At 61.4% G+C, this 25,909-nt stretch carries 20 protein-coding genes, 1 tRNA gene and 1 pseudogene; 17 read left to right on the forward strand and 5 right to left on the reverse strand.

Annotated elements, in window-relative coordinates:
* Positions 1–24: 24 nt before the first annotated feature.
* Both tgt and queA read right to left on the reverse strand, forming a co-directional pair.
* Complete coding sequence (gene tgt, locus CU110_RS02745; RefSeq protein WP_084207905.1) at positions 25–1,161, reverse strand: tRNA guanosine(34) transglycosylase Tgt; 1,137 nt, start codon at positions 1,159–1,161, stop codon at positions 25–27.
* Between the two features lie 10 nt (positions 1,162–1,171).
* The gene (gene queA, locus CU110_RS02750) at positions 1,172–2,263 is read right to left on the reverse strand and encodes a tRNA preQ1(34) S-adenosylmethionine ribosyltransferase-isomerase QueA (protein ID WP_084209597.1); all 1,092 of its coding nucleotides are present in this window, start codon (positions 2,261–2,263) and stop codon (positions 1,172–1,174) included.
* 84 nt (positions 2,264–2,347) lie between these two features.
* Between queA and CU110_RS02755 the strand changes: the two genes are divergently transcribed.
* The 6 genes and pseudogenes from CU110_RS02755 (at position 2,348) to CU110_RS15900 (ending at position 8,774) form a co-directional block, all read left to right on the forward strand.
* Positions 2,348–2,433 (forward strand) — tRNA-Leu (locus tag CU110_RS02755).
* Between the two features lie 452 nt (positions 2,434–2,885).
* On the forward strand, positions 2,886–3,497 hold the full coding sequence (locus tag CU110_RS02760) for a LysE family transporter (RefSeq protein ID WP_084209598.1): 612 nt from the start codon (positions 2,886–2,888) through the stop codon (positions 3,495–3,497).
* Between the two features lie 96 nt (positions 3,498–3,593).
* Positions 3,594–3,980, forward strand: a pseudogene (locus tag CU110_RS15890) (NUDIX domain-containing protein); the annotation flags it as partial.
* Positions 3,981–4,052: 72 nt separating this feature from the next.
* Positions 4,053–4,982 (forward strand): MoxR family ATPase, encoded by a 930-nt coding sequence (locus CU110_RS15895; RefSeq protein ID WP_077380031.1) that lies wholly within the window; start codon positions 4,053–4,055, stop codon positions 4,980–4,982.
* Positions 4,979–7,963 carry a transglutaminaseTgpA domain-containing protein gene (locus CU110_RS02770; RefSeq protein WP_127734471.1) on the forward strand — a complete coding sequence of 995 codons (2,985 nt, stop codon included), beginning with the start codon at positions 4,979–4,981 and terminating at the stop codon, positions 7,961–7,963. Before CU110_RS15895 ends, CU110_RS02770 begins: the two co-directional genes overlap by 4 nt.
* A gap of 526 nt (positions 7,964–8,489) precedes the next feature.
* A complete protein-coding gene (locus tag CU110_RS15900; RefSeq protein ID WP_205694054.1) occupies positions 8,490–8,774 on the forward strand; it encodes an Ig-like domain-containing protein in 285 nt (94 codons plus the stop codon).
* 145 nt (positions 8,775–8,919) lie between these two features.
* Here the strand turns inward: CU110_RS15900 and CU110_RS15910 are convergent, their stop codons facing one another.
* Entirely contained in the window at positions 8,920–9,198 is a 279-nt protein-coding gene (locus tag CU110_RS15910) for a hypothetical protein (protein ID WP_205694119.1), read from the reverse strand.
* 92 nt (positions 9,199–9,290) lie between these two features.
* Here CU110_RS15910 and CU110_RS15915 point away from each other — a divergent pair, with 92 nt between their 5' ends.
* On the forward strand, positions 9,291–9,590 hold the full coding sequence (locus CU110_RS15915) for an Ig-like domain-containing protein (RefSeq protein ID WP_205694055.1): 300 nt from the start codon (positions 9,291–9,293) through the stop codon (positions 9,588–9,590).
* 124 nt (positions 9,591–9,714) lie between these two features.
* On the opposite strand, the gene CU110_RS15920 is transcribed toward CU110_RS15915, so the two are convergent.
* The gene (locus CU110_RS15920) at positions 9,715–9,879 is read right to left on the reverse strand and encodes a hypothetical protein (protein ID WP_205694056.1); all 165 of its coding nucleotides are present in this window, start codon (positions 9,877–9,879) and stop codon (positions 9,715–9,717) included.
* A 170-nt stretch (positions 9,880–10,049) separates the two neighbouring features.
* On the opposite strand from CU110_RS15920, the gene CU110_RS15925 reads away from it, so the two are divergent.
* From CU110_RS15925 to CU110_RS02815, 8 genes are read left to right on the forward strand one after another with little or no spacing between them, the layout of a single operon-like run.
* Complete coding sequence (locus CU110_RS15925) at positions 10,050–10,640, forward strand: VCBS domain-containing protein (RefSeq protein WP_276317904.1); 591 nt, start codon at positions 10,050–10,052, stop codon at positions 10,638–10,640.
* Positions 10,637–12,754 (forward strand): VCBS domain-containing protein, encoded by a 2,118-nt coding sequence (locus CU110_RS02785; RefSeq protein WP_127734475.1) that lies wholly within the window; start codon positions 10,637–10,639, stop codon positions 12,752–12,754. Before CU110_RS15925 ends, CU110_RS02785 begins: the two co-directional genes overlap by 4 nt.
* Positions 12,663–15,371 (forward strand): VCBS domain-containing protein, encoded by a 2,709-nt coding sequence (locus tag CU110_RS02790; RefSeq protein WP_164850253.1) that lies wholly within the window; start codon positions 12,663–12,665, stop codon positions 15,369–15,371. Before CU110_RS02785 ends, CU110_RS02790 begins: the two co-directional genes overlap by 92 nt.
* Positions 15,372–15,381: 10 nt before the next feature.
* The gene (locus CU110_RS02795) at positions 15,382–17,556 is read left to right on the forward strand and encodes a type I secretion system permease/ATPase (protein ID WP_240499650.1); all 2,175 of its coding nucleotides are present in this window, start codon (positions 15,382–15,384) and stop codon (positions 17,554–17,556) included.
* The gene (locus CU110_RS02800; protein ID WP_084207911.1) at positions 17,549–18,931 is read left to right on the forward strand and encodes an HlyD family type I secretion periplasmic adaptor subunit; all 1,383 of its coding nucleotides are present in this window, start codon (positions 17,549–17,551) and stop codon (positions 18,929–18,931) included. Before CU110_RS02795 ends, CU110_RS02800 begins: the two co-directional genes overlap by 8 nt.
* A gap of 33 nt (positions 18,932–18,964) precedes the next feature.
* Positions 18,965–20,287, forward strand: coding sequence for a TolC family outer membrane protein (locus CU110_RS02805; protein WP_127734480.1), 1,323 nt, complete (start codon positions 18,965–18,967; stop codon positions 20,285–20,287).
* Between the two features lie 12 nt (positions 20,288–20,299).
* On the forward strand, positions 20,300–22,225 hold the full coding sequence (locus CU110_RS02810; RefSeq protein WP_084207913.1) for an EAL domain-containing protein: 1,926 nt from the start codon (positions 20,300–20,302) through the stop codon (positions 22,223–22,225).
* A gap of 23 nt (positions 22,226–22,248) precedes the next feature.
* The gene (locus CU110_RS02815) at positions 22,249–22,917 is read left to right on the forward strand and encodes a transglutaminase-like cysteine peptidase (protein WP_077378262.1); all 669 of its coding nucleotides are present in this window, start codon (positions 22,249–22,251) and stop codon (positions 22,915–22,917) included.
* Here the strand turns inward: CU110_RS02815 and CU110_RS02820 are convergent.
* The gene (locus CU110_RS02820) at positions 22,872–23,333 is read right to left on the reverse strand and encodes a hypothetical protein (protein WP_127734482.1); all 462 of its coding nucleotides are present in this window, start codon (positions 23,331–23,333) and stop codon (positions 22,872–22,874) included. The two genes, CU110_RS02815 and CU110_RS02820, sit on opposite strands and share 46 nt — an antisense overlap.
* Positions 23,334–23,477: 144 nt before the next feature.
* Between CU110_RS02820 and fabV the strand changes: the two genes are divergently transcribed.
* On the forward strand, positions 23,478–24,680 hold the full coding sequence (gene fabV, locus CU110_RS02825; protein ID WP_077378268.1) for an enoyl-ACP reductase FabV: 1,203 nt from the start codon (positions 23,478–23,480) through the stop codon (positions 24,678–24,680).
* A 171-nt stretch (positions 24,681–24,851) separates the two neighbouring features.
* Positions 24,852–25,853 carry a GlxA family transcriptional regulator gene (locus CU110_RS02830; protein WP_169477227.1) on the forward strand — a complete coding sequence of 334 codons (1,002 nt, stop codon included), beginning with the start codon at positions 24,852–24,854 and terminating at the stop codon, positions 25,851–25,853.
* Positions 25,854–25,909: the final 56 nt, after the last annotated feature.

The raw sequence follows: 25,909 nt of genomic DNA on the forward strand, positions 1-25,909 counted from the left end.
CTCTCCGGTCGCGCTTCGATTCGATCAGTCGGCCAGCGGCGGCACCGGCAGGCCGCGCGCGGCATAGAACTGTTCCACGAAGTCCTGCAATGTACCCGCTTCAATTGCACCGCGCAAACCAGCCATCACGGTCTGGTAGTAGCGCAGATTGTGGATGGTGTTGAGCATGGAACCGAGCATTTCTCCACAGCGATCAAGGTGATGCAGGTAGCCGCGTGAGAAGTTGGTGCAGGTGTAGCAATCGCAGTCCGGGTCCAGCGGTGACGTATCGTGCTTGTGGACGGCATTGCGGATCTTGACCGTACCGGTCGGCGTGAACAGGTGGCCGTTGCGCGCGTTGCGGGTCGGCATCACGCAATCGAACATGTCGACACCACGGCGCACGCCTTCCACGAGATCCTCCGGCTTGCCGACACCCATCAGGTAGCGCGGTTTGTCCTCCGGCATCCACTCGGGGAGGTAGTCGAGCACCTTGATCATCTCGTCCTTGGGTTCGCCCACGGACAGGCCACCGATAGCGTAGCCATCGAAGTCGATCTTCTTCAGGCCCTCGAGGGATTTCTCGCGCAGGTCCGGATACATGCCGCCCTGGATGATGCCGAACAGTGCCGAAGGGGAATCGCCATGGGCATCGCGGGAGCGCTGGGCCCAGCGCAGTGACATCTCCATCGACTTGCGGGCTTCATCATGCGTGGCCGGATACGGCGTGCACTCATCGAAGATCATCACGATGTCGGACCCCAGCGAGCGCTGGACGGCCATCGACTCTTCCGGGCCCATGAAGACCTTGGAGCCATCCACCGGTGAGCGGAAGTGAACGCCCTGTTCGGTAATCTTGCGCGTCTTGCCCAGCGAGAAGACCTGGAAGCCGCCGGAATCGGTCAGGATCGGCTTGTCCCATTGCGCGAAATCATGCAGGTCACCATGCGCTTCGATGACTTCCGTGCCCGGGCGCAGCCACAGGTGGAAGGTGTTGCCGAGGATGATCTCGGCGCCGATCTCCTTGATGGATTCCGGTGTCATGCCCTTCACGGTGCCGTAGGTGCCGACCGGCATGAAGGCCGGGGTTTCCACCGTGCCGCGCGGGAAGGTCATGCGGCCGCGTCGCGCGCGACCATCGGTGGCGAGCTTCTCAAAGCTCATGAAGCATTCTTTGCGCATGGTTCTCTCTTCAGGCGCGTTCCAGCAGCATGGCATCGCCATAGCTGAAGAACTGGTAGCGCTCCTGCACGGCAGCCTGGTAGGCGGCCATGGTGTGCTCGTAACCGGCGAAGGCCGAGACCAGCATCAGCAGGGTCGATTCCGGCAGATGGAAGTTGGTGATCAGCAGATCCACCACCTGCCATTCATAACCGGGGTAGATGAAGATGTCGGTGTCACCGGAGTAAGGTGCCAGCTCGCCACCGTGGGCCTTGGCAGCACTTTCAAGGCAGCGCACGCTGGTGGTGCCGACAGCGACCACGCGACGGCCGGCCGCACGAGCACGCGCAATCGTGTCACAGGCTTCCTGACCGACCTCGATCCACTCGCTGTGCATGTGGTGCTCGAGAATGCTGTCGACACGCACCGGCTGGAAGGTGCCGGCACCGACGTGCAGGGTGACGAAGGCGGTCTCGATGCCTTTCTCGGCCATGGCGGCCATGATCGGCTCATCGAAGTGCAGGCCAGCCGTCGGTGCGGCCACGGCGCCATCGCGCCTGGCATAGACCGTCTGGTAGCGCTCGCGGTCCGACAGCTCGTCATCGCGGGTGATATAGGGCGGCAACGGCATGTGGCCATGCTGGTTGAGCAGCTCGATCATCGGCGTCTCGCCGTGGAAGCGCAGCTCGAACAGCGCGTCCTGCCGACCTTCGACCACGGCGGTGATGCCGCCTTCGAAGATCAGCTCGGTGCCCGGCTTCGGCGACTTGCTGGAGCGGATGTGCGCCAGACCACGGTGTGCATCCAGCGGACGCTCCAGCAGCATCTCGATCTTGCCGCCGGAGGCCTTCTGGCCGTGCAGGCGCGCGGGGATCACGCGGGTGTCATTGAAGACCACGACATCGCCGGGTTCCAGCTTCTCGAGCAGGTCAGGAAAGTGGCGATGCACGATCTCGCCGCTCTTGCCGTCCAGGTGCAGCAGACGGCAATCACTGCGCTGCTCGGAAGGGTAGCGGGCAATCAGCTCATCCGGCAGACTGAAATCATAATCACTGCGCTGGAGCGGGCGCTCGGAAGCGGAGGGGGCAACGCCAGAGGCATCGCCGGAATCGATTCGTGACATGGCCAACGGATGCGTTGCATGTGTCTGATCTGGCGTGAAAACTCGTTGACCTCGGCGTAGGCTTCCGTATAATTTCGCTCCATTGCCGGTGTGGCGGAATTGGTAGACGCAGCGGATTCAAAATCCGCCGCTTAATAGGCGTGTCGGTTCGAGTCCGACCACCGGCACCATCTTGAAAACAGTCGCTCACGAGCGGCTGTTTGCGTTTCTGGCCTTCGCCAGGCATAAAAAAGCCCCGAACGGATGTCGGGGCTTTCTTGTCTCTGGCGCATCTGCCGGCGATTCACGCCTGATGTGGAACGCTCTTGACGCGTCGGTAGATGCTGTTGCTTGCGAGGGAAGGGTCAAGGAGTGCAATGCGCGTGCTCTGTATCGCGAGTTCCTGGCGCAGGGTAGACCACATGCCGATGAACTCGCGGCAATCCTGGCAGTTCACGAGATGGTCGGCGGATGGTGCATGGTATTGATAGTCCATCTTGAGGCCGGAACATACCGGACAACACAGAGCCGCTCGAGCTTTCCCTTTCATTTCTCCTCTCCCTCTCAGCATTCGACTGAATTCGGTGAGGTTCAGCGTAGTGGTCTCATTTCCTTGGAACATGGAAAGACTGTCATGCATTGGATGCCACTGAATCTGTGGTTGTCACTGGTTGCGCTGTGCGCCATGGGGGCGATGTCGCCCGGGCCGAGTCTGGCGATGGTGCTTCGCCACACGCTGGGAGGTGGCAGAAGTGCGGGAGTCGCCGCCGGTATCAGCCATGCATTGGGGGTCGGGTTGTATGCCGCGCTCACCGCCTGGGGACTTGGTGCCTTGATCGTTCATTATCCGGGCATGTTCCAGGCGATCATGATTCTGGGGGCGGCCTATCTGGCCTGGTTGGGCGTCAAGGCATTGCGGGCGGGCCGTGGCGGGGCGCTTGAGGCTCAGGCCGTCACCACATCCCGTTCCATGGCGATTCGCGATGGTTTCATGGTGGCGCTGGCCAATCCCAAGCTGATCCTGTTCTTCGTGGCGCTGCTCAGTCAGCTGATCACGCCGGAGATGAGCGAGATGGGCAAGTGGCTGGTGGTCGTGACGGCGATGGGCATCGACGGTGCCTGGTATGTGCTGGTGGCGATGGCACTGTCGCACTCGCGGGTGCTGCCTTGGCTTCAGGCGCGGGCGGTATGGATCAATCGCCTGACCGGTATCGTGTTGCTGGCGTTGGCGCTGCGGGTCGTATGGGGTGTCTGAAGCACAGGGAAAGGACAGGGTACGGTGATCCAGGACGAAATCATTCAATTGGTTGATGCACGCAATCGCCCATGCGGTACGGCTCCTCGTCGCCAGATGCGGCGTTATCGCTACTGGCATCGAGCGACCTATGCCTTCGTGCTCAATGCCAGTGGAGAGCTGTGCATCCAGAAACGCACCATGAGCAAGGAAGTCTTTCCAGGGTATTTCGACCTCGCCAGCGGAGGGGTGGTCGGCGCGGGCGAAGCGGTCCACGTGGCCGCACGACGCGAGCTGGAGGAGGAGATCGGTGCCCGGGGCGTCGCGCTCAGACATTGCTTCGATTTCTGCTATCGCGATGCCACCAATCATGTCTATGGCAGCGCCTATCTCGCACGTTATGACGGTCCCTTGACGCTTCAGGCCGAGGAGGTGGCTGACGCCTTCTGGGTGACACCGCAACAGGCGCTGGAATTGCATCCTTCAACGCCGGACAGCCGTACGGCGCTTGAGCGCCTCATTCGTGAGGGCTTTCTGTCCCACTCTCCCTACCACTCTCTGTGCTGGAGTCTGCGCATGAATGCCAAGGTATCGCCCCAACAGCTGGAAGAGGTGGAGGTTGCACTGTCGAGCGTGCTGGCGGGCAAGCCGCATCAGATCCGGCTCGCTCTGTGCTGCCTGCTGTGTCAGGGCCACGTGCTGATCGAGGATCTGCCCGGGCTTGGCAAGACGACGCTGGCCCAGGGGCTGGCGCGTCTGATCGGCACCGACATGCAGCGCGTCCAGTTCACCAGTGATCTGCTGCCCGCCGACATTCTCGGCGTGTCGGTCTTCGACCCTCGTGAGAGCGCCTTCCATTTCCATCCGGGCCCCGTCTTTCACTCGCTGGTGCTGGCGGATGAGATCAATCGTGCCACGCCCAAGACCCAGAGTGCGCTGCTGGAGGCCATGGAAGAGCGACAGGTGACCGTGGAGGGCGAGACGCGTCGTCTGCCGGAGCCTTTCTTCGTCATCGCCACTCAGAACCCGCTTCAGCAATCCGGTACCTTCCCGTTGCCTGAGTCCCAGCTGGATCGCTTTCTGATGCGTCTTTCGTTGGGATATCCAGAGCCTGCGGCTGAGCGAGAGATACTGAGAGGCAATGCCGGTCGCCAGCACATCGAGGCGCTGCGTCCCCTGTTGCCGCTCGAGGTACTGCGTGAGTGGCAGGCATCCGTGACGCGCGTGCGCCTCTCTGAACCGCTGCTGGATTACCTGCAGGCACTGGTCGCTGCCACACGGTCGTCGCCGGAAGTGCCTTACGGCCTGTCGACGCGAGGCGTGCTGGCATTGGCCAACGCCTCGCGTGGCTGGGCGTTGCTCGCGGGGCGTGACTACGTGCTGCCGGAGGATGTCCAGGCCGTCTGGGCGCCGGTGGTCGGCCATCGACTGAGCGAGGGCAGTGTCGCGGAGGGAGATGCCGTGGCTCGCCATCTGCTGGGGCAGGTGGCGGTGGTGCCTGCATGACACGAGCGGCCAGTGTCGGACCATGGGGCCGACTCAAGGCGCGCATGTTGCGCAGGATGTCCATCGCCGGCGGTGAGGCGCTCCATCATGCCCGTCTGATGATCCTGCCCACGCCCTTCGGCCTGTTCTGGGCGGTGCTGGTGTGCATGCTGCTGCTGCTGGGGATCAACTACGAGAATTCCCTCGCGCATGCGCTCGCATTCTGGTTGTTCTCGCTGGCGGTGATCAGCATCTTTCGAAGCTGGCGCAATCTTGCCGGTGTGCGCGTCCAGTTGATCGCGGATGGCGAGGCCTACGCAGGCGGTGAGTTGCGCCTGCTGGTCCGGCTGAGCGGGCGGGCGCGGGCGCGCGCCATCGATGTGCGTCTCGGGAATAGTCGTCAGCGTCTCGAGATTCATGCCGGAGAGGGCAGTGCGCCTATGGGGCTGCCGGTCGCTCTTCGTGGGCAGTTCACCTTGCCGCCATTGACGCTGGAGTCTCGCTGGCCGCTGGGGCTGGTGCGTCTGTGGTCCTGGGTCGCGATCGAGATGCCGGTGATGATCCACCCCTGTCCGCAGATGCCGGCCGCACCGCAGGGCAGTCGCAATACGCTGGAACAGGTCGAGCAGGGCGACTTCGCCGGCCTGCGTCGCTATGTGGCCGGTGATCCACCGGCGCATGTGGCCTGGAAGCACTGGGGGCGCAGCGGTGAGCTGGTCACCAAGCGTTTCGAGACGCCGGCACGCCCCTCCTTGTGGCTGGACTACGAGGCGTGCCATGGCGACATGGAACAGCGTCTCGGCGAATTGACGGCACGCGTGCTGGCGGCGGAGAAGTCACAGGCGACCTATGGGCTGCGCCTGCCGGGCCAGACGCTGGCCATCGCCAGTGGTGGGGCGCATCGGCGACGCGTACTGGAAGCGCTGGCCTTGTTTGGAGGAGAGCGCCGCTGGTGGCAACGCAAACCTCTGACGCCTGATCAGGCGCTTGGCTGGCTTGAACTGCGCCACCTGTTCATTGGCCAGTGTCTCGTGCTGGCGCTGCATCTGTTGTGGATGCCGATCTGGCTTGCACTCCCTGCGCTGCTGGCGGCGCTATGGCGGTTTCAGCAATTGCGCGCCCGCGTGCCGCGTGCCGGCATTCTGCTGCGGCTGGCGGCGGTATGTCTGGTGGCAGCAGGGCTGTTTCTGGAATACGGGCAGATGTTGCGCCTGGAGGCGATGATCGGCCTGCTGGTGGGAATCTATCTGCTCAAGCTGCTGGAAACTGACAGCCTGCGTGATGGTCGCGTGGTCTGTGGGCTGGGGTTTGTCGTGCTGGCCTCCGCCTTCCTGCATGATCAGGGGCCGGTGATGGCAGCTGCGGCGATTCTGGCCGCTGGCTGGCTGATCGGTGGTCTGGTCCTGATCGCCGGAGCGCGCCGCAGTGGTGAGGCACTGCGTGAGACTTGCTGGTTGATGGGCTTGTCATTGCCGCTGATGCTGGGATTGTTCGTGCTGTTTCCCCGTCTGCCGCCACTCTGGAACGTTCCTCAGCTGGAAGAGGCCACGACCGGTCTGACGGATAGCGTATCGCCCGGTGATATCGCAGCGCTGGGGCGCAGTGACGAGCTGGCTTTCCGAGCCCGTTTCGACGGTGCCTTGCCGGCAGCTTCAGAGCGCTACTGGCGTGTCTATACCTTGAGTCTGTTTGATGGCGTGCGCTGGTCACGTGCCTCCCCTGATAGGCTGCAGAGTGCGTTGGGTGGGCCGGCGTCGCGCTATGCCGTGCGTGGCAGGGGCGTGGACGGCGGCAGCCCCCGGCACCGTTATGAGCTGTTGCTGGAGCCGGACCCGCGCCCTTGGCGGCCAAGCCTCGGCGCTCCGTTGTCGAGTGATCAGGAGGCGCGTTATCTGGTGGACGGCACTCTGGAAGGGATGTCGTCACTCAACACCCGTGCATTGCTGAAATTGAGTTCCTCCGGTCAGCCTCCCTTGGCGGCACCACAATGGATGCAGCGTCTGGATCTGCTGTTGCCTGAGGATGGCAACCTCCGTGCTCGCGCATTCGCTCGTGATCTGATGCATCAGGCGGGTGGAGACCCCCAAGGCTTCCTTCGCCTCCTGTTCCAGCATTTCCATCGTCAGCCTTACCACTACACCCTCACGCCCCCGCGTCTTGAGGGCATGAATCGTGTGGACGATTTCCTGTTTGATAGCCTGCAGGGGTATTGCACGCATTACGCATCGACTACCGTCTTTCTGGCGCGGGCAGCAGGAATCCCGGCGCGCATGGTGGCGGGCTATCTCGGTGGAGAGGCGCAGGGTGGCGCCGCGAGCGGTGAGCGTGAGTTGAGCATTCGGCAGTACGATGCCCATGCCTGGGTCGAGGTGTTCCATGGGGGGCGCTGGCACCGGTTCGACCCGACGGCGGCGGTGGCTCCCGAGCGTATTGCCCAGGGGGCGCTCAGTCTGCAAGGTCAGCCGGGTTTCATGGCAGATGCCGGTCTGCGCGCCTTCACGCTGAATAATTCCATGCTTCGTGATCTGAGGCGTCAGTGGGAGCGTTTCGAGTACCGCTGGCAGCGAAGTGTCGTGGGGTTCCGCCTGGAACAGCAGCGTAGTCTGTGGCAGCGGATGTTCGGCGAGTTTCGCTGGGAGTGGCTGGTCTGGGGGGTACTCGGATTGCTGGCCTGTGTGGTACTGGTAGGGGCGGTGCTGGTGCTCTGGTCTGGTCGTGAGGTAACGACACATGCCGGTGTCAGAGCCTACCGTCGGCTGGCGAAGCGTCTGGAGCGCTCCGGGCTTGGCCCTGGCCCGGGTGAGGCGCCCGGCAGTCACCTGCGGCGTGTCGCACGGCTGCAGCCGGAAAATGTTAAAGAATTGTTACAGCTGTCGGAAGTCGTTGAACAATGGATTTACAATGATGACGCGCAAGAGGGCGCTTCTCATGCCGGCGGCTCGTCTTCTCGTAGCATGCGTCGCCAGTGGTCAGCGTTATGCCGTAAGCCCTTCGCAGCATGATGCAGCACCTTTCCCCAGCAGGAGTAAGTCCCCATGGTTCAGGTCATTCGCACAGAAGGCACAGTACTTGTTGTTTCCGCCACTAACGAGTCGCAGCGTGTCGTCAATGGAATGACGCTTGAACCTACTGCCACCCTGATCGCGCCGCAGGGAGCGATCATCGTGCTGGAAGACGGTTCTCGGTTGGTGGTGCCGCAAGGGGCCCCGATCGGTATCGAGGTACTGCTCGCAGAGTCTCGCGATGACGCACCTGTCGACCCGACGGTAGAAGCATTGCGCGAAGCGATTGCCCGAGGCGAAGACCCGACGGCCATTCAGGAGGCACCGGCAGCGGGGGAAAATGCAGGGTCTCCGGGCAGCAGTCGCAGTGGCTTCCTGGATGCCTCTGGCGTCGGTCGGGATGGCCGTGTCGAGCGCACTTCCTACGAATATGAAGGTGGGTTCACCGATCCCACCTATACCGAAGAAGACGAAGATGGCCTCGGGTTGGATCCTGAGTCGACGTCGACGGAAACGCGACCTGGCCTTGACCGTCGATGCGCCGGCGCTGACCTCCGACACCACGCCGACCATCGTCGGCACCACCGATGCCGAAGACGGCAGCACCGTCACGCTGATCATCACCGACAGTGACGGCAACGAGCAGACCGTCACCGCCACCGTCGAGAATGGCACCTACAGCGTCGATGCCGAGACGCCGCTGAGCGAAGGCGAGTACAGCGTCGAGGCCACTGTCACCGACCCGGCCGGCAACACCGCGACCAGCAATGACGTGGGTGAGATCGATCTGCAAGCCGCGACCTGGCTCTGACCGTCGATGCGCCGGCGCTGACCTCCGACACCACGCCGACCATCGTCGGCACCACCGATGCCGAAGACGGCAGCACCGTCACGCTGATCATCACCGACAGTGACGGCAACGAGCAGACCGTCACCGCCACCGTCGAGAATGGCACCTACAGCGTCGATGCCGAGACGCCGCTGAGCGAAGGCGAGTACAGCGTCGAGGCCACTGTCACCGACCCGGCCGGCAACACCGCGACCAGCAATGACGTGGGTGAGATCGACGCAAGCCGCGACCTGGCTCTGACCGTCGATGCGCCGGCGCTGACCTCCGACACCACGCCGACCATCGTCGGCACCACCGATGCCGAAGACGGCAGCACCGTCACGCTGGTCATCACCGACAGTAACGGCAACGAGCAGACCGTCACCGCGACCGTCGAAAACGGCACCTATACGGTTGACGCCGAGACGCCGCTGAGCGAAGGCGAGTACAGCGTCGAAGCCACCGTCACCGACCCGGCCGGCAACACCGCGACCAGCAATGACGTGGGCGAGATCGATCTGTCAGCGCGCGCCGGCACTGACCGTCGATGCGCCGGCGCTGACCTCCGACACCACGCCGACCATCGTCGGCACCACCGATGCCGAAGACGGCAGCACTGTCACGCTGGTCATCACCGACAGCGATGGTAACGAGCAGACCGTCACCGCCACCGTCGAGAACGGCACCTACAGCGTCGATGCCGAGACGCCGCTGAGCGAAGGCGAATATAGCGTCGAAGCCACCGTCACCGACCCGGCCGGCAACACCGCGACCAGCCCGTCGATGCGCCGGCGCTGACCTCCGACACCACGCCGACCATCGTCGGCACCACCGATGCCGAAGACGGCAGCACTGTCACGCTGGTCATCACCGACAGCGATGGTAACGAGCAGACCGTCACCGCCACCGTCGAGAACGGCACCTACAGCGTCGATGCCGAGACGCCGCTGAGCGAAGGCGAATCCTCCGACACCACGCCGACCATCGTCGGTACCACCGACGCCGAGGACGGCAGCACCGTCACGCTGCTCATCACCGACAGTGAAGGCAACGAGCAGACCGTCACCGCCACCGTCGAGAACGGCACCTACAGCGTCGATGCCGAGACGCCGCTGAGCGAAGGCGAATATAGCGTCGAAGCCACCGTCACCGCGTCGAAGCCACCGTCACCGACCCGGCCGGCAACACCGCGACCAGCAATGACGTGGGCGAGATCGATCTGTCAGCGCTCCGGCTCTGACCGTCGATGCGCCGGCGCTGACCTCCGACACCACGCCGACCATCGTCGGCACCACCGATGCCGAAGATGGCAGCACCGTGACCCTGGTCATCACCGACAGTGACGGCAACGAGCAGACCGTCACCGCCACCGTCGAGAATGGCACCTACAGCGTCGATGCCGAGACGCCGCTGAGCGAAGGCGAGTACAGCGTCGAAGCCACTGTCACCGACCCGGCCGGCAACACCGCGACCAGCAATGACGTGGGCACACTGGTTGGCAGTGATTCTGGCGCGGTAACAGAGGATGGCGTTACCGAAGCTTCCGGCACGCTTGTCGATGTTGAAAGCACCGATGTGGTCGCTGGCTCCCAAAGCGATGATTACGGCACTTTCAGCATCAATGAGTCAGGTGAGTGGACCTACACGCTCGATAACGAAGCCGCTGCCGTCCAGGGGCTGGATGCAGGCGATACTGTCAGCCAGTCATTTGTGGTCGAGCTGACCGATGGGACGACTACCACGGTCAACATCGTCATCACCGCGATGGGACGACCACCACGGTCGACATCACCATCACCGGCGCGACCGATGCCGCGCCGACCATCACGCTGGCAGACAAGGAAGTGACCGAGGCCACGGGTGCCACTGTCACTGACACCTTCCAGGTCGAGGCAGATGCCGGCATCGCCAGCGTCACCATCAATGGCACGGATATCACTTCGGCGTCAGTGGATAACCCCATCGTGATTCCGGGCGCGACTGATGACGAAGGGATGCTGACCATTACCGGCTACGATTCAGGCACCGTGTCCTACACCTATGTGGAGGATGGTACGGCTGCGGATCACACGGCTGGTGACAATAGCGTGTTCGACAACTTCGCCGTGGTCGTCACTGACTTGGCAGGACAGAGCACGAGCGACAGCCTTGACGTCAAGATTCTGGATACCGCGCCGGTTGCCAACCCTGATGAACGCACCATCGAGGAAGATGCGACGGATGAACTGACTGGCAACGTGATTGACGGTATCAATGACACCGCCGATACGCTGGGCGCCGATACGCCGTTCATGGTCTGCAAACTGGACGATAAAGGGATTGCCGACGGCGGCAGTGCGACCGTCACCGGCGACTATGGCACGCTGACACTCAATAGTGACGGCAGCTATACCTACGTATTGGATACCACCAAGACGCAGTCGCTGGCTGATGGTGTGCAGGCGGAAGATGTCTTCACTTATGTCCTGGAGGACAGTGATGGTGATACGTCTACCACCACGCTGACCATCAACATCACGGGGTCTGACGACGATGACAGCGTTGTCGATAGCTTCACCGTGGTGGTGACGGATGTTACCGGTGCAACAGCCACCGACAGCCTCGACGTCACGGTTCTGGATACCGCGCCTGTCGCCAATGATGACACCTACACCATTCGTGAGGACGATACTTCCCCTGATGGTGAGCCGGTGATCAGTACCAATGTCATCACGAGTGTTTTGGGTCGTGGTCAGGATGAGCTTGGTGCCGACGCCGTGACCATCACGAAACTGGACGGCATCTTGCTGGCAGACAACGGGGGTAGTGTTACCGTCGATGGCAGCTATGGCAGCCTGACCCTCAATACCGATGGCAGCTTCAGTTATGACCTGGACGATGTACGTGCCCAGGCATTGGGAGCGGGTGATCTGGTCAAGGAGGAGTTCGAGTACACCATTCTTGATGCGGATGGGGATTCGGATACCGCTGTCATCACCATCAATGTCCAGGGCTTGAACGACAAGCCGGTGGCCTATGACGATGGCCCGATTCTGGTCGAGGAAGATACTCCGGTCAGCGGCAACGTCCTGAGCAACGATGTTGATGCCGATGGTGATGAGTTGAGCGTCTTCAGCTTCACTGTTGACGGCGATACCTACGACCCGGGCGAGACGGCGGATCTTGGCGAAGTCGGCACGCTACTTATCAATGCCGATGGTACCTTCACCTTCACGCCCGGCGAGAACTACAACGGTCCGGTGCCTGATACCACCTATGTGATCACGGATGGCACCGAGTTCGATGAAGCCATTCTCAGCTTCCAGGATGTCACGGCGGTCGATGACCCGGTTGTCATCAGTGCCGATGATGGCGCTGTTGCCGAAGATGGTGTGACACAAGCGTCGGGTACGCTGACCGCGACCGATGTCGATAGTGTTGCGCCGACATTCGTGGCCGCGACCGATGACAGCAGTGACTACGGCAGCTTCACTGTCAATGCTGACGGTAGCTGGACCTATACGCTCGACAACGACACAGCTGCTGTTCAGGGGCTGACGTCTGAAGACGAGATTGTCGAGCAGTACACCGTCACGCTCAGCGATGGTTCCACCACGACAGTGGATATCGTGATCACCGGTACTGATGATGCACTGCCGGTCATCAATTCACTGGAAGATCAGTCCGTCACCGAAGCGACAGGAAGTACGGTCACCGATACCTTTACCGTGAAAGCTGCGGCAGGTATTGCGGCAGTGACGATCGCTGGTGTGGATATCACGGATGCCAACACCTCACCGGTAGTGATCTCCAATCCAGATGGCGAAGGGACGCTGACCGTCACAGGCTATGATGCCGACACCGGGGTGGTCTCCTACAGCTATGTGGAAGATGGCACTGCGGCTGATCATTCCGGTGGCGATGACAGTGAGCGATGGCGCGGCGGCTGTGATCACTGGTGCTCATGGCGAGCTGACGCTTGAAGCGGATGGCTCCTACAGCTACCAGTCAGCACGCGAAGATCTGCAGTTCCTCGCGGCGGGTGAGTCGGTCACGGATGTCTATACCTACGTGATCAGGGATGCTGACGGTGATACCTCCAGCACCACTCTGACGATCACCATCAATGGTCGCAACGACGGCCCGGCGATCAGCGTCAACAGTGGTGATAGCGCCTCCGCCAGTCTGACGGAAACGGACTCCGCCCTGAGCACCAGCGGTACGCTGTCGGTGACGGATGTGGATCTCAGCAATAGCGTGACGCCAAGCGTGACCAGTGTCTCCAGCAATGGTGATACTGGCGCGCTGGACAACGATGATCTGCTTGCGCTGCTGGGGGTGGACACCGGCGCCATCATCGATGACGAGAACACTGAAGGGACGCTCAACTGGACCTTCGACAGCAGTGCTGCCGGGGAAAGCTTCGACTACCTGTCTGCAGGCGAGTCACTGGTCCTGACCTACACCGTCACTGTCACGGATACGGCGGGAGCGACAGCTACCCAGGATGTCACCATTACCATTCAGGGGACGAATGACGCTCCGGTGGTGACTGCGACTGAAGGCCGCGTCAGCGAAGAAGGGCTCGAAGGCGGTATCGCCGACAGTGATGCGGCTGATGGCTTCACGGATACTACCGATGCCACCATCGTCACCGGTACGGTTTCGGTCACGGATGTCGACAGTGACAGTGTCTCGCTGGTGCTGACGGCGCCTGCCACGGCCATCACCTCCGGTGGCAGTGCGGTGACCTGGTCCGGCAGCGGCACCCAATCAATGGTGGCAACCGATGCCGAGGGCAATGAAGTCGCGACGGTCACCATCGATGACAGCGGCACCTATACCTTCACTCTGAGTCAGGCGGTTGATCACTCGGGTGACGGGGAAGATGTCCTGTCTCTGGACTTCGGTGTACTCGCAACGGATAGCGAAGGCGCAAGCTCCACCGGCACGCTGACCATCGGCATCGAGGATGATGCCCCCGAGCAGCAAGAAGCACAGAGCTTCTCCTCGACGTTGGTGGATACCAATCTCACTATCATTCTTGATGTGTCAGGTTCCATGAATGCAACTGATGGAATCGATGGTGAAACTCGCCTGCAGAGCGCTATTGATTCCATCAAGTCTCTGATTGAGGCCTACGATGACTTTGGTGACGTACGTATCAATCTGGTGACATTCTCATCCATCGGTACGGCTCAGAATGCTTGGGTGACCGTAGGAGAGGCTGAGAGCATTCTGGATAACCTGCAGGCCGGTGGTTATACCAATTATGATTCCGCTCTTGCAGCTGCTATCGAGAATTATTCTGAAGATGGAGCATTGGAGGATGCGCAAAGCATTTCCTATTTCTTCTCCGATGGTGAACCTAACTTTGGTGATGGTGATGATGCAGGTATCTCGGAGAGTGAAGAGAATATCTGGACAGATTTTCTGGTTGAGAATGGCATCAAGTCATACGCGATAGGACTGGGAGGCAGTGTCGATGAAGACAACCTCAATCCAATTGCCTACGATGGTTCAGCGGACGAAGATATCGATAGTACAGTCGTGACCAGCTTCGAGGATCTCGACGATACGCTTGCTGCCACGGTCCAATCACCCGTCAGTGGTCAGCTGGTATCAGGCAGTTCCGTAGATGGCAGTTTGTTGGGAGCGGATGGTGGTTATCTGCAGTCGGTCACTGTGGATGGCACTACCTACAGTTATGATCCGGATACCAATGCTGTTTCTGCCACTGGTACCGACAACAGCAGCTACGATGCAGGCAGCCTGGAGTTGACCATCTCGACGGATCTGGGTGGCAGCATGCTGTTCAATCTGGGGACCGGTGACTTCTCCTATACGCCGCCGGACAATGTCAGTGCGCGTTCCACGGACAGCTTCGATTACGTCACGGTCGACAACGACGGGGATACCAACACTTCAAGTGTCAGTATCGACGTCGACAAGCTGTCGGTCCTGATCGGGACCTCTGGCAACGACACCCTGACAGGCGATGGCGATGGCCCGTTCTATGCCGATTATCTGATTGGCCAGGGCGGCAATGACATCTTGAGTGGCGGTGCGGGCAGCGATCGTCTGGAAGGCGGTAGCGGCAACGATACGCTGAGAGGTGGTACCGGCAACGATATCCTGTCCGGTGGCGAGGGCGATGATCTTCTGGTGGGTGGCTCCGGCAACGACATCCTCACCGGTGGCGATGGGGCAGACACCTTCCAGTGGATGAGTGGTGATGACGTCAACAGCGAAGGCGGCATGGCGACGGATACCATCACCGACTTCAGTGTGGCGGATGGCGACGTCATCGATCTGTCGGATCTCCTTCAGTCCAATGGGGACGCCGATGCGCTCTCGAGCTTCCTGCACTTCGAGTCAGATGGGGACGGCGGTACCACCATCGAGATCAGTGTGGACGGCTCTGGGGGCAGCAATGTCACCCAGGAGATCACTCTGCAGGATGTGGATCTGACATCGGGCGGTGATTCCGATGCCCAGATCATCCAGTCGCTGCTGGACAGCAACAGTCTCAAGACAAATACCAACGCCTTTTATTGCATTAGACTTCACCGAATGAATGTCTGCGAAGTGCCCCACTAAGGAGGACAGGTTGAGCGATCAACCCACGCCATTGAGACCAGAGCCGGTCGGCGAAAGAGAGGGCGACCCTCTGCTGAATGCGCTGGTGTTCATGGCGCGTTACCACGGCAATCCCCGGTCAGCCGCCGTGCTGACAGACGGACTGCCGATGGAGGACGGGCGTTTGCCTCTGGCGCTTGTCAGCCGTGCAGCCGCGCGTGCCAATCTGAGCGCCAAACTGGTCAATCAACAGATCACCGCGATCAGCGATCTGTTGATGCCCTGCATTCTGATGTTGAATGAAGGGCGCGCTGTCGTGCTGCTGGAAGTGGATGCCAAGACAGAAAAGGCGCGAATCCATCAACCGGAAGCGGAAGGCGATGCATGGATCGAACTGGAAACGCTGACGGCACGCCATGATGGACGAGTGGTCTACCTGAAGCAGGAACACCGTTTCGATGAGCGCGCCCCGGAAACGCTGGAACAGAGCGATGGCCACTGGTTCTGGTCGACGCTGAAGCTCTCGACGCCTATCTATCGTGACGTGATTCTGGCCTCTGTCCTGATCAATCTGTTTGCCGTGGCATCGCCACTGTTCGTGATGAATGCCTATGACAAGGTGGTGCCCAATCTGGCGTTCAACACCTTGTGGGTCATGGCGACGGGCATGGCGATCATCATGGTATTCGATTTCGTGATGCGGCAGACGCGTGCCTATTTCATGGATACCGCCGGCAAGAAGTCCGAGGTGCTGCTGACTTCCAAGCTGTTTGCCAAGACCATGAATCTGCGCATGGAGTCGCGCCCCGGCTCCGTGGGCGGCTATGTGAAGCATCTCCAGGAATTCGATTCCATTCGCGAGTTCTTCACGTCAGCGACGTTGACCACACTCGTCGACCTGCCGTTTGCGCTGCTGTTTCTCGCCATCATCTGGATCGTCGCCGGGCCCCTGGTACTTGTCCCCCTGATAGCTCTCGTCATCCTGCTGATCTACAGCCTGGCGATACAGAGACCGCTTCGCAACAGCATCGAGAAGGGCTCGCGGCTGGCGACCGAGCGCAATGCGCGTCTCGTGGAAGCGGTCTCGGGGCTCGAGAGCCTCAAGCTGGCCAATGCTCAGGGAGAGACCCAGCGCCGCTATGAGCGTGCGGTGGGTCAGATCGCTCATTGGGGGGTGAAGAGCCGCAATCTGACGACATCCGTCAGCTCGCTGAGCATGTCATTGACGCAGGCCACCACGGTGGCACTGGTCGTGTTCGGGGTCTATCTGATCGCGGATGCACGACTCTCGGTGGGTGGGTTGATTGCCGCGGTCATGCTTTCCGGGCGTGCGCTTCAGCCCTTGGGGCAACTGGCGCTGCTGATTACCCGTATCGGGCAGACGCGCAGTGCCATGAGTGCGCTTGAGCAGATCATGGCGTTGCCTGAAGAGGCAGAAGATCGTCGTTACGTGCATCGCGAGACACTGCAGATGCGGATCGAGTTCGATCGTGTCGGCTTCGCCTATGCGCCCAACACGCCGCCGGCGGTGACCGATATCTCGTTGACCATCGAGCCAGGCGAGCGAGTGGCCATCATCGGCCGTATCGGTGCCGGCAAGAGCACCCTGCAGCGCCTGATCTGCGGACTCTATCGCGCTACCGCCGGCAGCGTGCGAGTCGATGGTCTTGACCTCAACCAGATCCATCCCGCCGATGTCCGGCGTCATATCGGGCATGCCGGTCAGGACAGTGCGCTGTTCTTCGGCTCTATCCGCGACAACATCACCCTGGGGCAGCCGCATGCCAGTGATACCCAGATTGAGCTTGCGGCCGATGCTGCCGGCGTGACCGAGTTCACTCGCCATCACCCGGAGGGACTTGATCGCCAGGTCGGGGAAGGGGGACGGATGCTGTCCAGTGGCCAACGTCAGACGGTCCTGATGGCTCGGGCGCTTCTGATGCGACCGCCGCTGCTGTTGCTCGATGAGCCCGGTTCGCACATGGACAATCGTGCCGAGCTGCGTCTGAGGCGTATGCTCAAGTCATTGCCGCGTACCCAGACCATGGTGCTGGTGACGCACAAGAGCAGCATGCTGGAAGTGGTAGACCGCGTCATCGTGATGGAAGGTGGGCGTATCGTCGCTGACGGTCCCAAGGACAAGGTATTGAATGCCTTGAATGAAAGGCGTGTGTCCGGGCGCAAGCAGGAGGCTCAACGTGGCTAAGGCACCGATTGAACAGCGCGATCTTCACCACCTGGATGACGTAAGCTCAGCCGTTCTGCTGGCGACCCCCTGGAAGTCACGCATCCTGATCTGGATGGTGCTGGCCTTCATCGTGGTGTTCGTCATCTGGGCCAGCCAGGCGAGCCTGGAGGTCGTGACGCGAGGTTCCGGCAAGGTGGTGCCCTCCACCCACCTCCAGGTCGTGCAGAATCTGGAAGGGGGGATCGTGCGCGAGATCTACATCAAGGAAGGGCAGATCGTGTCGCCCGGAGAGCCCTTGCTGCGCATTGATGACACCAGCGCCGGTTCCGACCTGCGCGAGCGTGTCTCGACCCTGGATGGCCTGCAGGCCACCATCATCCTGTACGACACCGAGCTGGATTCCATCGCGGTGGACGCCTCTGCCGATGACTGGAAGGACCAGGTCGTCATGACCCGCGTCCCCCTGCCATTCGATGAGGAGTTCAAGACTCGCAGTCCTGCACTTGTCGCGCGTGCGATGACCGCCTATCGCACCCACCTCAACCAGTTGAACAGTGGCTTGAATGGCTCTCGTGAGCAGATTCTGCAGAAGGAGCAGGAGCTGAGAGAGCTGAAGTCACGCATCAATAGCCTGGAGCGCAGCTACCAGCTGTCACGTCGTGAGCTCAACATGACAGCACCGCTGGTACGTGAAGGCGTGGTATCGCAAGTCGATCTGCTCAAGATCCAGCGTGAGGTGAATGATCTGCGGGGGGATCTGGAGTCGGCGCGACTGGCAGTGCCCGGCAAGCAGTCGGAGCTGGATGAGGCCATCTCGAATCGTGTCGGTGTTGCCCAGGAATTTCGCTCGCGTGCAGCAGATGAGCTGGCCAAGACTCAGGCGGATCTCGGGCGATTGCGTGAGGGGCGTACCAGTCTTCAGGACCGTCTTGACCGTACTTTGGTGACGTCTCCCGTTCAGGGGGCCATCAAGACCTTGAATATCAATACCATAGGCGGGGTCATCGAGCCTGGCGAAGATCTGATGGAAATCGTTCCCATCGAAGATCAGCTGCTGGTCCAGGCCCGGGTGGCACCCAAGGACATCGGCTTCCTGCGTATTGGCCAGCCTGCCGTGGTCAAGCTGTCCGCCTACGACTTCACCATCTATGGGGGGCTCGAAGGCGAGGTGGAGCAGATCAGTGCCGACACCGTTCAGGATGAAGAAGGCAACAGCTTTTATGAAATCAAGGTGCTCACGGAGCAGAACCACCTTGGAAGTGACTCAGACCCGCTCACGATCATCCCGGGCATGCAGGCCAGCGTGGATGTCATCACCGGTGAGCAGACCATCCTGCAGTACCTGATGAAGCCGATTCTGCGCGCCAGGCAAGGTGCCTTGCGTGAACGTTGATCATGGACATGAAGTATTCAAGGGCAACCCATAATGAAAAAGACACTCTTGGCATTGAGCGTGATGGCGGGGATGAGTTCCAGTCTCTCCGCCTCTGCGCAGTCATTGGAAGAAGCCGTTTCCAAGGCAGTGATGGAAAATCCGCGTACCCGCTTGCAGGTGACCCGTCATATCCAGCGTCTGGAAGAAGCGGAAGTCCAGCGTGGGGCCTATCGCCCGACGGTCGATCTGACCGGACGACTGGGCTATGGCAAGTTCGACTCCGAGGATGATGGGGTCAATGACGAGGATGACTGGCACGATTATCGTCGGTTGGATCTCACCATTCGCCAGCTGCTCTGGGACGGTGACACCACGATCGAGCGCATCCGTCAGGCAGAGACCGAAGCTGACTATCAGCGCCTGCAGACGGCCGCCGAAGCCAATGAAGTCGCGTTGGATACGGCCGGGGCCTATCTGGATGTCATGCGTGATGAGCTGATTCTCAAATATGCGCAGGCCAATCTCGATGCGCACCGTCGTATTTCCAGTGATATCGGGCGTCGTGCAGAGTCCGGTCTCGGCGCACGCAGTGACGTGCGTCAGGTGGATGGCCGCCTGGCCAATGCCGAGGCCAGCGTGCTGTCCGCCCGGAACAACCTCGAGGATTCCCGCTCGGCGTATCTGCGTCTGGTCGGTGAGCTGCCCACGGATCTGAACCTCCCCAGCCTCGATACCGATCTGATCAGTGCCGATGTGGAGAGTGCCTATGTCCAGGCCAATCAGCGCAACCCCCTGCTGGCAGCGGCACGGGTGTCCATTGATGCGGCTCGTCATGAGGTGAACGCTGAGAAGGGTGACAACTACCCGGAATTCAGCATCGAAGGCAATCGCACGCTGACGGACGATTATGATCAGGACGAGAGCAGTTCCGATGACTGGAGCGTCGAACTGGTCATGCGCTACAACCTGTATCGCGGTGGGCGGGATCAGGCCGAGATTCGCGGACGCCAGGCGGCGCTGGAAACCGTCGAGCATGACAATGATCGCGTGATGCGCGATGTGCGTGACGAGATCCGACTGGCCTGGAATGCACGCGAGAATCTCAAGCGTCAGATCGATTATCTGGAAAGCTATGTGCGTGCCGCGACGGATACGCGCGAAAGTTATCGCAAGCAGTTCGATATCGGCCGCAGGACGCTGCTGGATCTGCTGGACAGCGAAAGTGAGCTGTTCACTTCGCAGCAGAATCTGATTCGTGCACGTTTTGACCTGGAAACGGCCAACTATCGCTTGTTGTCCGCGACAGGTGCATTGCTGGATTCAATGAACGTTGCCGTACCGACCCGACAGTGCCGTGGTCATACTGACGGCTGATGAGGAAATCAGATGAGTCTTTCGCGCCGCCTGTTTACCTTGATGTTGTTGGTGCTGTTGGTGTTTTCCTTCGGTATCTTCTTCATTCAGGTCAACAATACCCGTGATTCACTGGCCGAACGACAGCGTGTCGAGCTCTCGAATCTCGCCCAGAGCCTGAGTCTTGCACTGGTGCCGCATGTCGAGCTTGGTGATGCTGCCAGCGCGGAAACCCTGATTCGCGCCACCCTGGATGGTGGATATGTCCGGGATATCCAGCTGGAAAGCGTCGCGCTCCCGGCCCCCATCGCGTTTGACATCACACGAGAAAGCCAGGCACCCGAGTGGTTTCAGCAGATGATTCCCATGCCGGTAGAAACGGTCACCCGTGAATTGCCGGGTGGGTGGGCCTCTCTGGGGACGATCTCGCTGACGGGAGAGCCGGCCCAGGGGCACGATGACCTCTGGAAGCTCGCCAAACGGCTCGGACTCTGGTTGCTGTTGGGGGGCTTGTTGACCCTGCTGGTGGCCTCGCTGGTCATGCGTCGCCTGCTGCGCCCTCTGGACCGCCTCTCCGCACGTCTCAACGAGATGGAGACACAGCGTTTCGACGCGCCTCTGGAGGAAACCAGTGTCAAGGAGCTGCGTGGCATCACGTCGGCGGTCAATCGACTCGGGCAGCGTCTGCATACCCAGTTCGAGGCTCAGGCGGCGCAGTTGGCGCGCCTGCAGCGCCAGGCAGAACAGGACGCTGTCTCGGGGCTTGGCAACCGTGGTTACCTCAATCGTGCAGTGGATGAATGGCTGAGTGAGCCTCTGGGAGGCAGCTTCGCACTGTTGCGGGTCGCGCAGCTTGAAGTCGTCTATCAGGAGCAGGGCTACAAGGGACGCGATGCACTGCTGCGCGCCATCGCCCAGCGGCTTGAGCAGCGTGAGCTGGCCGGGGAGCCCATCGTGGCAGGGCGATTGGCCAATCATGACTTCGGCTTGCTGTTGCCAGAAGCCGATGAGTCCGCGCTGCAGGCCTTCTTGAAGGGCATCACCGAAGATATCGATCGACTGCTGGATGCCAATCCCATGGCGAACAGCCGCCCGATCGGTTGTGTCATCGGGGCGGCAAGGCGAGAGCCGGGCATGACCCGCACCCAGTTGTTCACGGTGGCGGACACGACCTTGCTGCAGGCCATCGAGCATGGCAGCAGCGTCGCGCTTGCCGAGGAAGGGGATCAGGCGCGTCCACGCGGCGAATGGCGAGACGTCATCGAGCAGTCGCTGGAGCGCCCTGATGGGCTCGATTTCGTGGCGCAGCCCGTGCTGTTCAATGATGGCAGTGAGCTGCACCGGGAGCTGTTCGCGCGTCTGCGTGAAGGGGACCAGCTGCACCGAGCCGGCGATTTCCTGCCGGTCGTGCGCCATTTCCGTCTGGGAGCACGCTTCGACCTGCATGCGCTGGAGTGGCTGGCTGCCCATGTCGATGGCATCGAGGCCCCACGTCTGGCGCTCAACCTCACCGAGGAGACGCTGGATGATGAGGCGAGCTTCTCGGGACTCATCAGCTGGTTGGGAGTCCATCCGCGTCTCTGCAAGCGTCTGGATATAGAAGTGTCGGAAAGCATCGCGCTTCGCCATCTGGAGCGCGTCAAGCTGCTGTTCCGGCGTGCACGCCGGCTGGGCGCGCGTGGAGGCATTGACCGCTTTGCACGTGAGCTGAAGGAGCTCAGTTATCTGGAGGCGCTGCGTCCGGACTACGTCAAGATCGATCAGGCATTCTTCAAGCGTGACGATGTGGACACCGAGCTGTTGCAAAGCCTGTGCATGACGGCGCATCAGGTCGAGTCTCTGGTGATCGTGACACGGGTCGAATCCGAACAGGACCAGGCGCGCGTGATGTCCCTTGGCGCCGACGGCTATCAGGGCTATGTGGCACCGGCCGTCGATGTCATGGCGAGGAAGCCCTGATAGACAGCCAGGGGCTGGTCGCCATGTGGCAGAGACGCTGCTTCAGCTGGCTGATCGCCTGGGTATTGATGCTGTTCACGGTCGGTTCCGTACTGGCCCGCGATACGCAGGCACAACGTTTCATCGAGGTCTATGGTCAACCGGGGTGGGCGAGAGTCCAGCAATGGGAGCAGCTGCTCGTGGATCTCGACGGGCAGCCGGCCAGGCGTCAGCTCAGTGAGGTCAATGATTTCTTCAACCGGATGCATTTCACCGATGACATGCGCGTCTGGGGGAAGGAGGATTACTGGGCGACCCCGCTTGAGTTCCTGGGGGCCGGCGCAGGGGACTGCGATGATTTTGCCATGGCCAAGTATCTGACATTGCGTCAGCTGGGCGTGCCGGAGAGTTCCTTGCGCCTGCACTACGTCAAGGCATTGAGGCTCAATCAGTTCCACATGGTCGTCACCTATCAGGGCGCGGGCATGTCGATGCCTGATGTGCTGGACAACCTCAACAGCTCCATCCTGCCGGCCAGTGAGCGCACCGATCTCCTGCCGATCTACAGCTTCAATGGCAACGCGTTGTGGATGAGCAAGCGGCTGGAGGGGGGAGAGCGCATCAGCGACAGCCGAGGGCTGTCGAGTCTCACGGACTGGCAACGACGCTACAAGGACGGTGTCCTGAAAGCTCCCCTGCGCAAGCGCCCCTGAGGCGAGGGGGGCGTGTTGCCGCGCAGATGGAGCACTTCGAGCAGGTTGCCGTAACGGTGACGGCTGGGCATGGTCGCCAGGCCGGAGAACAGCAGCCAGAAGAGGCGCTTCCCGCGAGTGAGCTGATGCGTATGCTGCAGCAGGCGCGACAGCAGACGGTTCTCGTCGCGCTCCTTGTAGCTCGGGGCCATGCTGACCTGCTCACGCACCAGCACCGGGGCCATTTCGAGTCGATACAGCGTTTCGAGTTCCCGGAAGCTCAGGCCGTGTGCCTCGACCACTTCGGCCATGTGCTGATACTCCGCCTCGCGGGGGTCACGCTCCTCCCAGAGAGGCGCCAGCGCCAGCCAGACCTCCTGGCGGCGTTCGAGCAGGGCGGCCACATCGGGGGCGAGGTGAGCGTTCTGGTCGTTCATGGAGAGATCCCGAGCGAAGGCTGTCAGACAGCGCGGGTTGGCCCGCCGGGGCGGACAGCGTCGCCGACAGCCGCTAGAATAGCGGCCAGCAGCAGGCACGCATCGGCGGGTACACGCCGGGCCAACAGCAAACGAGGTTCTTACGTGATCATCAAACCCAAGGTTCGCGGCTTCATCTGCACCACGACTCATCCCAAGGGCTGCGAGCAGAATGTTGCCGAGCAGATCGCCATCACCCGCAAGACGGTCGGTGACAAGCGCGACGGTGGCCCGAAGAAGGTGCTGGTGATCGGTGCTTCCAGCGGCTATGGCCTCGCGGCGCGTATCACGGCAGCCTTTGGTTACGGCGCGGACACCCTGGGTGTCTTCTTCGAGAAGCCGGGCACCGAGAAGAAGGCCGGTACCGCAGGCTGGTACAACTCTGCCGCCTTCGACAAGTTCGCCAAGCAGGAAGGGCTCTACAGCCAGGCCATCAATGGCGACGCCTTCTCGCACGAGACGCGCGCCAAGGCCATCGAGCTGATCAAGGCCAACATGGGCGAAGTCGATCTCGTGGTCTACTCGCTGGCCTCTCCGGTGCGCAAGCTGCCGGACAGCGGTGAAGTGAAGCGCTCCGTGCTCAAGCCGATCGGCGAGACCTACCGGGCGACCGCCATCGACACCAACAAGGACACCATCATCGAAGCGGAGGTCGAGCCGGCCACTGAGCAGGAAATCGAAGATACCGTCACCGTGATGGGTGGTCAGGATTGGGAGCTGTGGATGCAGGCGCTGGACGACGCCGGCGTGCTGGCGGATGGCGCCCGCTCCGTGGCCTTCAGCTACATCGGTACCGAGATCACCTGGCCGATCTACTGGCACGGTGCGCTGGGTCGCGCCAAGGAAGATCTGGACCGCGCCGCCGGCAGCATCCACGAGAAGCTGTCCGCCAAGGGCGGTCGTGCCCACGTGGCCGTGCTCAAGTCCGTGGTCACCCAGGCCAGCGCCGCGATTCCGGTCATGCCGCTCTACATCTCCATGGTCTACAAGATCATGAAGGAGAAGGGCCTGCACGAAGGCACCATCGAGCAGCTCAACCGCTTCTACGCCGAGCGCTTCTATGGTGAAGGCGAGATCGTCACCGACGAGTCCGGCCGTCTGCGTCTCGACGACTGGGAGCTCAAGGACGACGTCCAGCAGGCCTGTCAGGAACTGTGGCCGCAGGTCACCAGCGACAACCTGTTCGATATCACCGACTACGCCAGCTACAAGCAGGAATTCCTCAAGCTGTTCGGCTTCACGCGTGATGATGTCGATTACGATGCCGACGTCGCCACCGACGTCGAATTCGATGTCGTGCAGATGTAAGAGCGCTTCAGCAGAGCGATGACGACGCCACCCTTCGGGGTGGCGTCGTCGTATGTGGCGGCCTCATCTTGAGCGTCATGCCAGTCCGGGCCAGGCACAAGTGCCAGAGGCATGGCACAATATGGCGGCAGGTTTTCCCCACCCTCACGCGATGGACCTCGACTCACACCCATGCCCGTGGATTCACTGGTTTCCCCCCAGGCCCAGCAACGCCAGATCGGCTTCGTGCTGTTGCCCGGCTTCTCGTTATTGTCCCAGGCCTGTGCGCTGGAGCCCCTGCAGGTGGCCAATCAGCTCGCGGGGCAGACACTCTATCGGGCCGTCACCTTTGCGCTGGACGGGCGCGGTGTGGCGTCCGCTGCGGGCTTGAACCTGTCACCGGACAGCCTGGTCGCCAGTGATTCGCGCCATCTGGACGCCCTGTTCGTGTGCGGTGCTCAGCCGGCGGGTGAGGCGGGCCTGCAGGAGGTGGCCTCGAATCCCGCGCTGCTGGCCTGGCTCAAGCGTCTGGCCGAGCGTGGCGTGATGCTGGGCGGTATCTCCACCGGCACCCGTGAGCTGGCTCGCGCCGGGCTGCTTGATGGCTATCGTGCGACGATCCACTGGCAGCGTGCCGAGTCGTTCCGTCGCGACTTCCCGCAGGTCAACGTCTCCCATCAGCTGTATGAGCTGGACCGTGATCGTGTCACCTGCGGCGGGGGTACCGCGGCGATGGACATGATGATGACGTTGATCGCCCAGCAGCATGGCCGCGCCCTGGCCGAGAAGGTCTCCGAGCACTTCGTCTGCGAGCGTATCCGGCTGGCGGACGAGCCACAGCACGTGCCGCTCAAGAACCGTTTCGCCCATGCGCCCCAGCCGCTGGTGGAGGCCGTGACCCTGATGGAAGCCAATATCGAGGAGCCGCTGTCCACCCACGAGATCGGCGAGCACCTCGGGATCTCGCGGCGTCAGCTGGAGCGGCTGTTCAAGAAGCATCTGCAGGCGGTGCCCAGCCGCTACTATCTGGATCTGCGTCTGGCACGCTCACGTCAGCTCTTGCGCGAGAGTGATCAGCCCATCGGCGAGATCGCGCTGGCCACCGGCTTTTCCAGCGCCGCTCACTTCTCCACGGCGTTCCGCAACCATTTCGGGCGCAGCCCGCGCGACGAACGTCTCATGCTGCAGGCCTGAAATGTCGCATCGGTGACAAAAGTCGCCTCCTGACATAAGTCGTCGTCCTTTCGCTG

The organism is Cobetia sp. ICG0124 (genome assembly GCF_004006355.1).
GTDB classification, from domain to species: Bacteria; Pseudomonadota; Gammaproteobacteria; order Pseudomonadales; family Halomonadaceae; genus Cobetia; species Cobetia marina.